This is a genomic window from Emticicia sp. CRIBPO, assembly GCF_009905725.1.
GTDB lineage: Bacteria > Bacteroidota > Bacteroidia > Cytophagales > Spirosomataceae > Leadbetterella.
The window spans coordinates 1-15,242 of record NZ_JAAAKV010000019.1 but is presented as its reverse complement, the minus strand read 5'-3'; the positions used below and the strand labels follow the sequence as shown (position 1 = coordinate 15,242).

Annotated in this window: 13 protein-coding genes; 6 read left to right on the top strand and 7 right to left on the bottom strand. The window is 43.1% G+C overall.

From position 1 onward, the window contains the following. Positions 1–181 precede the first annotated feature (181 nt). Together GVN16_RS25330 and GVN16_RS25325 are read left to right on the top strand one after the other, a co-directional pair. Positions 182–2,983: a two-component regulator propeller domain-containing protein gene (locus GVN16_RS25330; RefSeq protein WP_166566777.1), complete on the top strand. Its 2,802-nt coding sequence runs from the start codon at positions 182–184 to the stop codon at positions 2,981–2,983. A gap of 194 nt (positions 2,984–3,177) precedes the next feature. Continuing rightward, positions 3,178–4,605 carry a TlpA family protein disulfide reductase gene (locus tag GVN16_RS25325; RefSeq protein ID WP_166566776.1) on the top strand — a complete coding sequence of 476 codons (1,428 nt, stop codon included), beginning with the start codon at positions 3,178–3,180 and terminating at the stop codon, positions 4,603–4,605. A 120-nt stretch (positions 4,606–4,725) separates the two neighbouring features. On the opposite strand, the gene GVN16_RS25320 is transcribed toward GVN16_RS25325, so the two are convergent. The 4 genes from GVN16_RS25320 to aroQ form a co-directional block, all read right to left on the bottom strand. Next, a complete protein-coding gene (locus GVN16_RS25320) occupies positions 4,726–6,582 on the bottom strand; it encodes a hypothetical protein (protein WP_166566775.1) in 1,857 nt (618 codons plus the stop codon). Between the two features lie 315 nt (positions 6,583–6,897). Then, a complete protein-coding gene (locus GVN16_RS25315) occupies positions 6,898–7,797 on the bottom strand; it encodes an alpha/beta hydrolase (RefSeq protein WP_166566774.1) in 900 nt (299 codons plus the stop codon). Positions 7,798–8,024: 227 nt separating this feature from the next. Further along, the gene (locus GVN16_RS25310; RefSeq protein ID WP_166566773.1) at positions 8,025–8,576 is read right to left on the bottom strand and encodes a C40 family peptidase; all 552 of its coding nucleotides are present in this window, start codon (positions 8,574–8,576) and stop codon (positions 8,025–8,027) included. 141 nt (positions 8,577–8,717) lie between these two features. Beyond that, positions 8,718–9,134, bottom strand: a complete 417-nt coding sequence (gene aroQ / locus GVN16_RS25305; protein ID WP_166566772.1) for a type II 3-dehydroquinate dehydratase — start codon at positions 9,132–9,134, stop codon at positions 8,718–8,720. Positions 9,135–9,251: 117 nt separating this feature from the next. Between aroQ and hemN the strand changes: the two genes are divergently transcribed. After that, the gene (hemN, locus tag GVN16_RS25300; protein ID WP_166566771.1) at positions 9,252–10,649 is read left to right on the top strand and encodes an oxygen-independent coproporphyrinogen III oxidase; all 1,398 of its coding nucleotides are present in this window, start codon (positions 9,252–9,254) and stop codon (positions 10,647–10,649) included. Between the two features lie 62 nt (positions 10,650–10,711). Here the strand turns inward: hemN and GVN16_RS25295 are convergent, their stop codons facing one another. After that, on the bottom strand, positions 10,712–11,029 hold the full coding sequence (locus GVN16_RS25295; RefSeq protein WP_166566770.1) for a hypothetical protein: 318 nt from the start codon (positions 11,027–11,029) through the stop codon (positions 10,712–10,714). Between the two features lie 136 nt (positions 11,030–11,165). On the opposite strand from GVN16_RS25295, the gene GVN16_RS25290 reads away from it, so the two are divergent. Together GVN16_RS25290 and GVN16_RS25285 are read left to right on the top strand one after the other, a co-directional pair. Further along, positions 11,166–11,795, top strand: a complete 630-nt coding sequence (locus GVN16_RS25290) for an ATP-binding cassette domain-containing protein (RefSeq protein ID WP_166566769.1) — start codon at positions 11,166–11,168, stop codon at positions 11,793–11,795. Beyond that, positions 11,792–12,895 (top strand): hypothetical protein, encoded by a 1,104-nt coding sequence (locus tag GVN16_RS25285; protein WP_166566768.1) that lies wholly within the window; start codon positions 11,792–11,794, stop codon positions 12,893–12,895. The genes GVN16_RS25290 and GVN16_RS25285 overlap by 4 nt, the downstream gene beginning before the upstream one ends. A 2-nt stretch (positions 12,896–12,897) precedes the next feature. Here the strand turns inward: GVN16_RS25285 and GVN16_RS25280 are convergent, their stop codons facing one another. After that, on the bottom strand, positions 12,898–13,524 hold the full coding sequence (locus GVN16_RS25280; protein ID WP_166566767.1) for a porin family protein: 627 nt from the start codon (positions 13,522–13,524) through the stop codon (positions 12,898–12,900). 102 nt (positions 13,525–13,626) lie between these two features. On the opposite strand from GVN16_RS25280, the gene radA reads away from it, so the two are divergent. After that, positions 13,627–15,003 carry a DNA repair protein RadA gene (radA, locus tag GVN16_RS25275; protein ID WP_166566766.1) on the top strand — a complete coding sequence of 459 codons (1,377 nt, stop codon included), beginning with the start codon at positions 13,627–13,629 and terminating at the stop codon, positions 15,001–15,003. 116 nt (positions 15,004–15,119) lie between these two features. On the opposite strand, the gene GVN16_RS26370 is transcribed toward radA, so the two are convergent. Next, on the bottom strand, positions 15,120–15,233 hold the full coding sequence (locus GVN16_RS26370; RefSeq protein WP_409013202.1) for a T9SS type A sorting domain-containing protein: 114 nt from the start codon (positions 15,231–15,233) through the stop codon (positions 15,120–15,122). Between the last annotated feature and the right edge of the window lie 9 nt (positions 15,234–15,242).

The window sequence follows — 15,242 nt, the reverse complement described above, 5'->3', positions numbered from 1 at the left end:
AACGCGGATTGAATCCGAAGCACAAAGTTGACTTATTTTATCACCAATCTCCTAATTTAGGACTACATCATAACCACATCATTATGTTGTTTTTTCAAGAAAAATATGTACATTTGCCTCAAAAAAGGCTGCCTATTTACAAAAAAGCAGTATCCTTGCATCTTTTTTAATACATCATCGCTTGAAAATCAGAATTCTAAAATTATCCTTATTTGTATGGTTTTTCGGACCATATTTTTGCAGCTCCGGACAAAGTAATATCATATTGGGGCAAGTCAATATCCAGCATTTCAGTAACGAAAATTACAACGCGAGCCGCCAGAACTGGGGAATAGCCCAGTCACCGGTGACCGGCATCATGTACTTTGCCAATTCCAAGGGATTGCTGGAATATGACGGGAGTGTCTGGAAACTTTATGAGAGTCCGTCGGCCATCCGGTCTATCTTTATTGATGACCAGGGGAAGATTTTTACGGGAGCTTTGGGCGAGTTCGGTTACTGGCAGCAGGATTCTTTCGGCAGGTTGATTTATCATTCTTTGAAAACACTGGTGCCCGGAAAAGATTTTGCACAGGAGGCTGTCTGGAACATTATCAGTACTGAGGAAGGGGTGCTTTTTCAATCTTTTGCGTATGTATATCTTTACAGGAACAACCAGGTAAAGAAACTCACGACTCCGGGTAACGTGCTTTTTGTACACCAGGTAGACAACAGGCTGTATGTCGAAGGGTTGAACAAAGGGATTTTTGAGTTGAAAAATGAAAAATTCACCCTGGTGGAAGGAAGCGAGTTTTTGGGCAAAACCTCCGTCCATGCTTTTCTGCCCGGAAGCAAACCGGGGGAAATACTGGTGTGTACTGACAAGGGCGTATTTGTCTATAATGAGAAAGGCTTCAGTCCGTTTGGCGGGGTGATTAATTCATTTTTTCAGCATAACCAGTTGAACAGGGCCATCGTACTGGATAAGGACAGGTATGCTTTCGGGACTATCCTGGACGGCGTAGTGATCACGAACGGTAAAGGGGAAATTCTGAATCATTATAATAAAAAGAACGGACTGCAGAATAATACGGTGCTGTCTCTGAAAAAAGACCGTTCCGGCGATCTGTGGATCGGGCTGGACAATGGTATTGACCTGATCAACCTGAATCTGCCTGTCAAATACTATTCCGACGCTGAAGGAAGCATCGGGACAGTTTTTGATGCGGCCCTGCATGAGGGTAAATTATACATTGGCACCAATCATGGTGTTTTTGTGGCTACACCGGGCAGTGCCAAACCTGATTTTAAGCTGATTCCCCAGACACAGGGGCAGGTGTGGGACCTGGAGGTGATTGACGGGCAATTGTTGTGCGGGCATAATAACGGCACTTTCAGGATCAGTAATCTGAAAGCTGAGCTTGTTTCGACCATTACAGGGGGCTGGGTAATCAAGAAACTGAAAAAACATCCGGATTTTTTAATTCAGGGGACTTACACCAAACTGTGTCTTTATCAGAAAGATGCCGGAGGCAAATGGAGGTTTTTAAAAGATCTGGCCGGTTTGTCAGCTCCTGTCAATCAGCTGGAAGAAGACAGTGAAGGGAATATCTGGGTTAATTTTGCGAATAAGGGCATAGCCAGTTATAAATTGAACCTGGCTACCGGAAAAGTGGAAAGGCTGCAGGTTTTTGAAGAAGAGGCTTTCAGGACCAGCACGACGAACCTGGGCCAGATCGGAAACAAAATCATAGTGACAACACCTATCGGGATTTACAGTTACGATTCCGGTAAGAAAACCCTGACGCAGGATAAACAACTCAATCAGCAGAGGAATCTACGACAGATAGTGAAACTTTTTGTTGTTTCGCCTAAAGTTTTGCTGGCTATTGATAAGAACAAGGCCCTGGGTCTGATCGAAAACGACAGTCCTTTTAAAGAGATACCCATCAGGAAAAACAAATGGGTGGACGGTTCAGAGAATATTGTTATTCTGGATGCTCAGCACCTGTTGTTTTGTGCGGAAGACGGCTTTGCGGTCATGCCTGAATCTATCCTGTCGGGACTGCTCAATGAGAAAATCGAAGAGCCGATGATCAGGGCGGCTCTTTTTCCTGACAATCCGTCTCTGAACAGGTATTTCTATCATCAGAAAAATGAGAAATACTATTATGACTATGATCAGAACAGCCTGATGATTTGCTTTTCTTCGCCGGTGTATGATAAAGCCATCCAGTACAGTTTCTGGCTGGAAGGCTATTCCAATATCTGGTCTGATTATGCGGGGATAAATAAAAAAGAGTACAGCAACCTGCCGCCGGGGACTTATACTTTTCATGTCAGGTCGAACCTGAGTGACCTGGAAAGTACTTTTTCTTTTGAGATTTCTTCGCCCTGGTACTGGAATATGTGGAGTAAAACCATCTATTTGTTTTTACTGGCGGGCTTGTTTTTCTGGCTTTACCAGCTTCACCTCAAAAGGCTCAAAACCCAGAAAGATCATCTGAGAGAAAGTCTAGAGCAAAAGCACAAAGAGCAGGAAGAGAAAAATCAGCAGGAAATCATCAGGCTCAGAAACGAGCAGCTGGAGTCTGATATCATCCGGAAGTCGGAAGAACTGGCTAATTCTATGATGACGCTGATCAAGAAGAATGAGCTGCTGGGAAAAATAAAAGAGGAAGTGGAACATACGACGAAATCGCCCAAACAAATCCTGAGCCTGATCGAAAAAAACATCAGCACGGAGCATGACTGGAAGGTTTTCGAAAGTAATTTCAATAAAGTCCACGAGGCTTTTCTGAAACGGCTGGTAGAGGAATATCCTGACCTGACCCATGGCGACCTCAAGCTGGCGGCATACCTGAGAATGAATTTATCGACCAAAGAAATAGCCCAGTTGCTCAACATCACCATGCGGAGTGTGGAACTGAAACGTTACAGGCTGCGGCAGAAGCTCAATCTGAATACCGAGGAAAACCTTGCTGATTTTATTCTGAAGTTTTAAGTAAAAGAATAATCCGGTACGTCAGTTGAATAGATGTGTCAGAAGGGTTGTTTTGGTATGATTTTTATGTGATCATATCCATAAGAGGGTTACCTGTTGTGGGCTTGTTTATCAGCCGGGAAATTTAATGATTTGTAAAAAATAATATTTGTATCCGAATTGAGTTAAATTTGTAAAAAAAACTAAAATTGAAAATGAAAAAAAGCACTCTTTTTTTTACGCTTTTGTTTTTTAATTGCTTCCATTTTGCCTTTTCACAAGGAAGCAATTACAGCATCAAAGTAAAAATTAACGGGCCTAAGGATAAATACGTGCACCTGGCACATTTTTTCGGTTACAACCAGTATATCAAGGTAGATTCAGCTAAACTTACGGATGGATATTATCATTTTAAGGGCTCGGAGCCGCTTAAAGGAGGGATTTACCTGATCGTACTGAAAGCCAACCAATATTATGATTTTGTGGTGAGCGGAACGGAAAAGGACATCGAAATAGAAGCAGATACGGTTGATTTTGTCAAATCCGTAAAATTCAAAGGCTCGAAAGAAAACGATATTTTGTTTGGATACCGTAAATACCTGGCTGAAAAAAGTGCTGAGGCAGGCCAGCTGTCGAGGACCATGCAGACGGCCACTGACCCGACCGCGATGGAAGCCGCAAGGAATAAAATGAACGGGCTTCAGAAAGAAGTGACGGACTATATGCAGGCTACTGTCAAAAACAATCCCGGAACATTTGCCGCCAAAGTTATCAAGGCCAATATGGAACCTGAAATGCCCAAGGAAGTGCCTAAAAAAGCCGACGGGAAAACGGATTCTACGGCACTGTTCAATAATTACAAAGCCCATTATTTTGATAACCTTGACTTTACAGATGAAAGAATGCTGAGAACACCTTTTCTGCAGTCAAAAATTGAAAAATATTTTAAAGAACTGGTCTACCAGGTGAAAGATTCTGTAATTCACGATGCAGACAGGGTAATCATGCGATCGAAAAAGAACCAGGAAGTTTACCGGTATGTGCTTTGGATGATCACCAATAAATATGAAAATACAGAGATCGTAGGGCTGGATGGGGTATTTGTTCACCTGGCCGAAAATTATTATATGAAAGATGCCACCTGGCTTGATTCTACCCAGAGAGCCAAATTTGTGGAGCGTGTGACCATCCTGAAGCCTTTGCAAACGGGTGTGGTGTTTCCGAGTCTTGTGTTGTCTGATACACTGGGCAAAGAATTCAATGTCCTGAACTCAACGGCCAAATACACGGTGGTCTATTTCTACAGCCCCGATTGCGGACATTGTAAAGACAATGCTCCGAAACTGGTGAAGACCTACGATGAACTGAAGTTAAAAGGCGTAGAGATATATAACATCAGTATCGATTATGAGCCGGAGAAAATGCTGAAGTTTATCAATACCTACAAAACCGGGAAAATGAAAAACCTCTGGGACGCTAAACAGAAATATTATTTCAGGAATAATTTTGATGTTTATTCTACTCCGACCAGTTATATCCTTGACAGCAAAAAGAGGATCATTGCCAAAAGGATCCCGATAGAAGAGATTGACGGCTTCCTGCAATTCTACGAAAAGCAGCAGGCAGCACAGAATAAGATGTAACAGGTAAAAATAATGATTTTAAACAGGGAAAGCACTTTGCGGTGCTTTCCCTGTTTTTGTTGTGGGTGCTATAAGCCCCGAAAAACAGATACTCTGTGAGTATATTTTCCAGGTTTTAAGTCAATCCACCTTACAAAACGAAACAAAATCCTGGTGAGCCGGGAGGTTTGACTCTCCGTCTGTGATTTTGGCGGTGGCAGAAATGTGGACAGTGTACGCACATGGAAGCATGTCCTGTACCGTCTGAGTTGGTGGGTTAAAGACCAGCTGCGTGGTCCCGAAAGTTTCAGGAGCAGGCATCAAAGCTATCGGAGGAAAGTCGAAACTCTGACCTGGTTTTCTCGGGCCGGTGATAGACAGGCTGACAGAGTCCAGGTTTTCGTTTCGGGCTTCGTATTTTACATGCAAAGCATTAGTTATTTTGCTGCATCCTACAGCTCCTGCTACGATCTCCTGTATGTCGACAGAGACGGCAATGCCTTGCCCACCTTCTGAAGTAGGTGCCCAGGAGCCGTGTTTGTTGACGTTATCATAAGAAACGTTGAAAATGGCAATCGGTTTCGAGGTGCCGGCAATGGCTATGGTGGCATTGTTTCCAGCTTCTCTGACCTTCATTCTTAAAGCAAAATATTTGTTTTTAGTATGAGGTCTTCCGGCATTTACGGTAGCTGATCCTATCTGTGAGGTCGGCATTGCCATGTTCAGCTGAGTGAGTTCGCCACCGTTGATTTTTGTCGTATTAAGTCGAAGTATGGCATTGTCATTTCCCGCCGCAAAATTGACATCCTGAGGGACCTTAATCCAGTTTCCGTTAAAAGCTGCTATGGTATCCGGGGCGATGCCGTTGACATACACATATTCTTTATCTATCGGATTATTGATATCCATGGAAGGAGTATAAAGATAACCTATTCGTGTCCTTTCTATCATATTGGGCACAACGGGCAACCAGGAACCTGGTAACGGGCTTGCTGAAGGATTTGTTACCTGCTGATATTCAAACATGTATTCCATGGGTTGGTTATTCAGTTTTTGACTGATGGCCCCGACCAGGTTCAGGCTGCCCTGATGAGCAAATCCATCCAGTGTTTTGCCTGTGGCTGAGTTGATGCCGGACTGGATAGGGGTAAAGCGTGCAATGCCGATGTGCGTAAATGAAGGAGGCACTGAATTGTCGGAAGGGATTAACTCCTTGACGCAAAGTTTTACACACAAACAATACCCGACATTATTTCTGCGGTCGGCTTTGGTTTCCAGGTCAAATTGCTGACCGTCATATTCCAGTTTAAAGTAAACGTCCGGCCCGCTGGCGAACGGCCCGCTGATGTCTGTTTCGATGTTGATCAGCGGAGACAGGAAGGTCTTTTTGAAGTCTTTGGAAGAATAATAGATGGTAAACTTCCCGTTCAAATCCGTAATGTCATCTCCGAGGCGGTCGTCTGTGATGAAGTCGGCGTCCATTGCGATCACTTTTACACCACGCAAAGGTTTTCCTGTTTCACAGTTGGTGAGTCTTCCGCAGATGGTCCAGACATCAAAAAAGTAGCCTTTGATAAAGCACCAGAATGAATAAGGCAGTTTAATCCTCAGTTCATGATAGGCGTTCTTTTCCTCTCTGAGATCCCATTTGGGTTGAAAAGAAAACAGGTGAAACTGAAGAAGTTCACCGTTTTTTGGAGGAAACGGTTTACGCGGAACGGAGCCACATTCAAAATCCACCTCGATATAAGACTGGCTGTATTTTTCATCCACTTTAATTTCAAAGTTTCCGGCTTCATCAGAAAGGGCTTCGCCTACGAGCCTTTTAGCCTTTTTTTCGATTTCTTCTTCAGACAGAGGCCTTATTTTTCCTCTTTCTGTAATTTCTGTGACGGACTGCCTCTCAGCGGCGTAGAGCTTTACTTTGGTGGCGGACAGGATTTCAAAACATTCCTCGCAGTTGAATCCCAGAATGTTTCCCTTGATGATCGTTGACATGTTTTTAATGATTTAAATTGTTTAATATTTCCCCTGGTCCGAAAGCAGCATTTTCAATATGAAGTATTATTGAAAGTGAACCACTTCAGAACCTCTAATGATGGTAACACGATACAAAGATGGGAATCTGAATGCAGTAAAAACAGGTTTGAAAAACCCGAATAAGCGAGGTAATAGGCTGATTTTCAGTATCGTTTAAAAGCGAAGGGGAGAGGTTTTAGACCGGGTTTTTAAGGGTGTTTACACCTTTTTGAAAAAAAAGGCCGTTGCAATACTGCAACAGCCTCTGGTCATTAAACGTGGTTTTCAGGGGTATTAAATACCTTTTAAGAAATCAAAAATACGGTCAAAACTCTCGTCCATACTTTCAATATTGTGTGTGTCTTTTTCAAACTTTACAAATGATACCTTGTTCTTTTCTTTGTTCAGCTGATCGGCCAGCAGTTCTCCGTGAAACCACGGGACGATCTCGTCATTTGCGGCATAAAACAGCATAGTGGGTGTTACATTCCGTTTTACATAATAATAAGGGCTTGCTTTTGCAAAGGATGCGGGGTCTTCCTGGTAAGTGCGTCCGACCACAAGCTCCGTCAGATTTTCATTGTAGACACTGTAAAGCCTGTTTCTGATGGATTCATCCCGCAGGTCTGTTGGCCCGGCTACAGAAACCACGGCCTTGATCTGCCTGTTTTTTGAATTCATATAGCTGTAGGTCAGGGCGAGGTGGCCGCCGGAACTGTATCCCCACAAAATATAATCTCCGGACAAATTATACACCTTTTTGTTTCTTTCGAGGAAGCTGATAAACTGCCCGATGTCCTCCAGCTGATTCTGATAGGTAATGCCCTTCATCTGGGTCAGGCGGAGGTTAATATTAAAAACAGTAATGTTCTTTTTCTTGTTTTTCAACAGCCGGATAGAACCATCGTTGAAGCCTTTGTCAAGGAAATACCAGTTTCCCCCATGGATCATGATCATGGCTACGGAAGGTTCAGGATTACCTTCAAATGTGGGTTTGTGCATGTCGAATCTGTGAAACCTCTCATCTGTACCGTAACTGAGATCCCTGGTTTCGGTATATCCCGTCACCACGCCGCTTGAAATTTTGTCGGCCATGCTGTTCCTGTTGAATTGTAAAAAAACCGGCAGGACGCCATCCCCCTGGCAGGAGCTAAGACAGACCGTAAGAAAAAACAGAAGGGTAAAAGTCCTCATGGCTATTTCAGTTAAATTTTGAAAAGCTATGAAATCTCAGTTCCATCAGGACGGAGGAATAATAGTTTTTGTTAATTTGTTGAAATACAGTTAATTATTGTCGCTTCTCCGGAGTACTTTTTATTCCAGGTAGAAAATCAGTGGATTTATTTCTACGTTTTGTATAAAAAATACCTCATTTTTCCTCGCTATTTATGAGAAATTGCGAAAAGACCGGCAGGGCTATGTTAATTTTTCGTTTCTTCTTCTTTCAGGAAACTGTTATAGTAAGGGAAGTGGAAATTGTCAACGATGGCGTTCATCCTGCGGATGCCTTTGAACCGGGTGGTGTAGTATTTTTCAGAAAGATCACTGATCAGGACCCCGTTTCTGGTTGATGAATGAATAAATTTTAACTGTTCGTTTTCTGATTTGATCACAATACCGACATGGGAGATGGTGCTGCCGGATTTCGAACTTCTGCTGAAAAAGATGAGGTCACCGGGAAGACATTTGTGAATATCTACGGTCAATCCCTTGGTAAACATATCTCTTGATGATCTTTCCAGGCTGATATCGAATTTTTTGTATACATAAGACACGAACCCCGAGCAATCAAAACCTGAAGGTTTGCTGCCGCCTGAACGGTACCTGATACCTCTGAATTTCTTAGCATATTTGATTAATTCATCGATATAGTACTTGCACGGTTCGTCTGAAGGGAGTTCTGAATGGGGTGTTGCAAAACTCTGAAATTGAACAAAAGAGATCAGTAAAAACGCAAGAAAAAATTTTGTCATAGCCATAAATTTGTACAAAGGTAACCTAAAACGGGCTTAAATGCCAGTTTAGAGTAGTCTTTGTCATTTTTGAAAGCGATATCGGATCAATAAGCAGCTGGTTTTCAGAACGAAAACAGGGGTAAAAAAGATCAGGTTAATTTAATCCGCAAACCATTTTACGGCCAGTTCGTAGCCTTTCAGACCCAGTCCGCAAATCATTCCTTTGCATCTGCTGGTCAGATAAGAATGGTGTCTGAACGATTCCCTGGCGTGTATATTGGATATATGTACTTCTACGGCAGGTGTTTTAACAGCGGAAAGGGCATCGGCCAAAGCCACCGAAGTATGGGTCAGGCCCCCGGCGTTGATGATAATGCCGTCAAATTCAAATCCGATCTCATGTATTTTGTCGATAATCGCACCTTCGTGATTCGACTGGAAATAGTGGAGTTCAACCGAAGTAAATTTCTCTTTCAGCATTTCGAAATATTGTTCAAAAGTCTGATTTCCATAAATTTCGGGTTCCCTTTTTCCCAAAAGATTCAGGTTCGGGCCATTAATGATAATGATTTTCATGATGTAATGATAAAATGAATTTAACGCGTATATCTCTTAACTCTCATATTAAACACTGACAAATATCATAAATATAGGTTGAAAGGGCACATAATTTTGTAAAAAATACTACTCAGGATGACAAAAGGGCTTTACGAAATCAAAAACAGGCAGCAGGCTGACAGGGAAATTATAAAAAAATATACCACGCAAGGACCAAGATATACCAGTTATCCGCCGGTCCCTTTCTGGAATACTGAGGCTTTTGATACCGCTATCTGGCAGGATGAGATTCGTAAATCGGCTGGAAAAATAGCCGGAGGCATCAGCGTCTACATTCATTTACCCTACTGCGAAAGTCTGTGTACTTTTTGTGCCTGCCACAAACGGATCACAAAAAATCATGAGGTAGAAAATTCCTATATTGACGCCGTATTAAAAGAATGGCAGCTGTATCTCCATATGATGCCCGTCATGCCGGTCATCCGGGAGTTGCACCTGGGAGGGGGCACACCCAGTTTCTTTGCTCCCGCCAATCTTGAGAGGCTGTTGCAAGGGATTATAAATACTTCTGAAATTGCTCCGGATCATGAGTTCAGTTTTGAAGGACATCCCAATAATACTTCTGCAGATCATCTCCAGACTTTATACGATCTGGGTTTCAGGAGAGTGAGTTTCGGGGTGCAGGATTATGATGCCAGGGTGCAGGAAGCCATTCACAGGATTCAGCCGTTTGAAAATGTGAAGTATGTGACGGAAAAAGCCCGTGAGATAGGTTACACTTCAATCAGCCATGATCTGGTTTTCGGTCTGCCTTTTCAGAGTTTAAACGCTATAGATCAAACTATCAGTAGGACATTGAAGTTGAATCCGGACAGGATTGCTTTTTACTCTTATGCTCATGTGCCATGGCTGAAAGGCAATGGACAGCGGGGATTTGACGAAAATGACCTGCCTTCAGGAGCAAATAAGAGGGTTTTATATGAATATGGCTTGACCAGTCTCGAAGAAGGCGGATATGTTGAAGTGGGTATGGACCATTTTGCGTTGCCGCACGACGAACTTTTCAGAGCCATGAATGAGGGGACACTCAACAGGAATTTTATGGGTTACACCACTTCGGATTCAAAAATACTGATCGGACTGGGTGTTTCTTCGATTTCGGATTCCGGAGGAGCTTTTGCTCAGAATATCAAGGACATTGATACGTATAAAAAATGTGTGGAAGAAGGGGTTTTACCTTTAGGAAAAGGGCACCTTTTAACTACTGAGGACCTTTTTGTGAGAGAACAGATTACGAATATCATGTGCCGGTTTGAGACCTCCTGGCCTGACGAAACCTGGACGGCAGAAGAAAGAACACAAATCTTTGATAAACTGGAAGGCCTGGCTGAAGACGGATTAATTGTCTATCATGCAGAAGGTCTGAGAGTTACAGAAAAAGGCAGGCCTTTTATCAGGAATATCAGCATGGTTTTCGATCAATACCTTAACAGGGCGGATTTACGGAAGAAGATGTTTTCCGAGACGGTTTAATGAATGAAGAACAGACAGTTTTGAATGATTCAATAGATGATTGACGGAGGCTCTGGGTCAGCTCACCGTATATATTTCACAAAACTCCATAACTTTCTGTTTTTCAGGTAATCCAGGTTGGTTTCGTTGCGATAGGCTTCTTTTTCGAAGCTGATCTGATGATAGGCCGCCCACCAGTTTCTCAGCCTGACGAAGTGCCAGAGCCATTCTGTAACGTACCAGAAGTAGAATAAAATAATGCCCGTTTCGGCTTGTTGACGAAGGTGGATACGTTCATGATTGATGAGGATCTGACCTGGGTTTTTGGTTTGTACCAACACAAATGGCCAGAGGGCTATGCCTCTGATTTTGGTGAATTTTATGCCGGTCAGTAATATCATATCATCTGAAAAGTATACGGCAAAGTTAATCATTTTGAAATGCCATACCAGTTAAACCATTTATTTGCCATCTGAATAAATCAGGGTTTTGATTTTGTCAAAAAACACTTAATTCGCTTCAAAATCTAAACCGGGTATGCTTAAAATCAGGAATTTCTCCAAAAGCTTTAATAACCATAAAATAATCGGGGTCGAAAAACTGGATATTCCTGAAGGGATTCACTGGATAAAAGGTGTCAACAGCTCGGGAAAATCTACTTTTTTCAGATCTCTGGCCGGGATAATTCCTTTTGACGGAGAAGTTGAACTTGCCGGAACCGACATCAGGAAAGACCCGGTGGCCTACAGGTTTCTGATTAATATGAGTGAGGCTGAACCGCTTTATCCTGACTATCTGAAAGCATTTGACCTCATTACGTTCATTGCAGAAGCCAAAAAAGCTGAGGCCGGACAGCTGGATCAGTTGGCCGAAGCCCTCGGTGTGAGTTTATACTGGAAGAAGCCCATGGGTACTTACTCAAGCGGGATGCTGAAGAAAGTGTCTTTGCTTACGGCTTTTTTAGGCAAACCCCATCTTATTTTACTGGATGAACCCCTCATTACCATTGACGAGCAGTCTGCCGGAGTAGTGTATGAACTGATCAAAGACTATCACGAAAATAAGGCTGTGAATTTTCTGCTGTCGTCGCATCAGGATTTCCGGCTGGAGCGGCTGAGTCTGGGACACACTTACCTGGTACAAAATCAGACCATCGCTGTTATATGAAGAGCCTCCTGAATATATTTAACAAGAGCATTGTGGCGGAATATTATCGACAGAATATGGTCTTTATTTTTGTGCTGATGTTGTTCTGTTTCGGCTTCCTGAGAGCTATTGAGCACATTACCATCATCAAACTTATTCTCAGATTACCGGCACTGATGCTGCTCACTTTTATCGTTTGGGCAGTGTATGCTTTAAAAGTAAGTTTGTTTAATCTCAGACTTCTGGAGTCCAGGCAATATGAGTTTTTATACCAGGCCAGGTTATTTCCGTTGGCTAAAAGACTGGCCGTTTTTTGCCTGGTGATGTTCAATCTTCTTCAGCTTACTTTTTTGTATTCGCTGGCGATGATCAAAATCGGCATAGATGAAAAAAGATATGGCCCTGCCGGTCTCATCGTGCTGATTAACCTGGTTCTGATCATTTCCGGGGCTCTGGTGATGGAATACCGGATCCGTATGCCCAATCCCGAAAAATTACTTCCGAGGACTTTTCAAAGCGTTTTTTCAAAGTTCAGGACACCTTCTTACCTGTTTTTTGTCAGGTATTTGTCTGCCAGACAACCGGTTTTATTACTGATTACCAAGCTTTTCAGTATGGCCGTTCTGTTGGGTTTTTGTTATTTGTATCCTACGGATGATTACGACGAGCGTTTCCTCGCCATCGCAGGACTTCTGGTTGGGGCTTCCCATATTGTTTTCAATCAGAAATATTTTCAGTTTGAACACCTGCACCTGGGTTTGCTGAGAAACCTGCCTTTGGGTTTTGGAAAGCGGTATTCAGGTTATCTGATCACTTATGCTGTGCTGCTGATTCCGGAGTTGCTGGTGCTGATAAAAAATCTGCCCGGTGAAGTCAGTTATGTGTTTATGATACAGCTTTTGATATTTATTATGAGCATTATCCTTTTAATGCATCATCTGCATTATGTCAACGGCATTTCCAAAGATGCTTTTATGCAGAGGCTTTTCTTTGGCGGAATAGGCTTGTTTTTGCTGATTATGTTTAAAATTCCGTTGCTGGTTTTATCAGGGGTTTTACTTCTGGCAGGAGGCATGGTATTCAGAAAGCATTTCTACTTATCTGAATACCATGAAGAATAGTCTTACAATATTTTAAAACCAACGGTAAACTGCCAGCCGTTTAGTTTCTGACTGAACTTTTCATTATTTGAGAATTTAATGGCGGATACATCCGACAGGCTCCCTTCTTTTCTGAGGTCAAGCTCAAGGCCGAGTAATTTGATGCCGACACCCAGTTGATAACCATAACTCATTTTTTCAAACGCCTGGTCGGTATCGTTGGAATAGGTTTTAATGGCTTCAAGCAATTTTTCGTCTTCCCTGAGTTTGATCGAAGCCACAGGGCCGGCCATCAGGCGGATAAATTTGACAGGTTTGAACCCGACCAGCAGCGGGACATCAAGATAAGTGGTTTTGACATCGACAATGGTAGGGGAGGCTCCGCTGCCCGAAGGTGTGAATTCAACCTTCCCGCCTTTGGTAGAAGCCAGTAATTCGGGTTGCAGGTAAAATCTGTTGCCCAGGCGACCCCAGACCCCGAAAACCCAACCGGTTTTGGTATCCAGGCTTTGGTTGATGTTGTTTTTGAAAGAACCGGCGTCGGTGTACACATTGGACAGGTTGACCCCGCCTTTGATGCCGATGCCCGACTGAGCATAAGTAAAATGAGCCGTTAACAAGGCCGCGAATGCTAAAAACACTTTTTTCATATTTGTCAAGTTTACAGGTTCTGATGGAAAAACTATTTTCCGGAATTGTCAATTAAACGTATCTTGCGGGCTGATCGTACATCATTAACGAGGGCTTAACAAATGGCTAAATTAAAATCCGCTTATTTCTGTCAAAAATGTGGTTATAACTCCCCCAAATGGTTGGGCCGGTGTCCCTCATGTGGGGAATGGAACACCCTCGTGGAAGAATTAATAGCCAAAGACGAGCCGGAAAAAGGAAACTGGAGGTTCGGGTCAAACGCTACCCGTCCTGTATCAAAGCCCAAGCTGATTGATGAAATTACGGCGGCAGAGAAATACAGGATCATCACTGAAGATGAAGAACTCAACAGGGTGTTGGGAGGAGGGTTGGTGCCGGGCTCACTGGTACTGATCGGAGGAGAACCGGGTATTGGAAAATCAACCCTGATGCTGCAGATTGCCCTTAGTCTGACGGATTATACAATTTTATATGTTTCAGGAGAAGAGAGTGAGCAGCAAATCAAAATGCGGGCCGAGCGTCTGGCTTTTTCAAATCCCCGTTGTTATGTACTCACAGAAACGGCTACCGACCAGATTTTTAAGCAGATAGAACTGGTAGAACCTGATGTCGTAATCATCGATTCCATTCAGACCCTCGTGTCTCCACTGATTGAAAGCGGGGCAGGCAGTGTTTCGCAGGTCAAAGAATGTGCTGCCGAAATCATGAAATTTGCCAAAGAATCAGACATTCCGGTAATCATGATCGGGCATATCACCAAAGACGGCTCCATTGCCGGGCCCAAAATACTGGAACACATGGTCGATACGGTTCTGCAGTTTGAAGGAGACCAGTATATGACCTACAGGATATTGCGAACTACCAAAAACCGTTTCGGAAGTTCTTCAGAATTAGGTATTTATGAGATGTTGGGCACTGGCTTAAGGCAAGTGAGCAATCCTTCGGAAATCTTAATTTCGGAAAGGCCCGTGCAGCTGAGTGGTATTACAATAGCGGCCATGATTGAAGGCAACCGGCCTTTGCAGATCGAGATACAGTCACTGGTCAGTACAGCTAATTATGGTACGCCACAACGCAGCAGTAATGGTTTTGATCCCCGAAGACTTCAGATGCTGCTGGCCGTGCTCGAAAAACGCGGAGGTTTCAGACTGGGCACCCAGGATGTGTTCCTGAACATTGCCGGAGGATTGAAAGTGGAAGACCCTGCCATTGACCTGGCTGTCTGCGTTTCCATAGCATCTTCTTATGAGGACATCGCTGTGCCGCAGGGCATTTGTTTTGCTGCAGAATGTGGTTTAGGTGGAGAAGTAAGAGCAGTCAACAGGATAGAAAGCAGGATAGCCGAAGCTGCCAAGCTGGGTTTCTCTAAAATCTTCATCGCCAGGAACAACCTCAAAGGTTTAAACATCAATGATTTTCAGATCAAAATCAGTGCGGTCGATAAGCTGGAGGATGTGTTTTCGGAATTGTTTGGGTGATTCAAGTAGTGATGTAAAAGGTGAATTAATAAATTAACCAGAGATACTAAAACATAAAGGTCTCGTTTATTTGGATAAACGAGACCTTTAATAATTTAATAACACTACCTTGCCACTTATTCAATGACAATTTTCTTAGACTCAATCTTTCCTTTCGATTTGACCCTCAGGAGATACACTCCGGCCGGAAGATTGGAAGCTTTGAAGTCAAACGAGTTGTTCCCTTTTATCCCCTGATA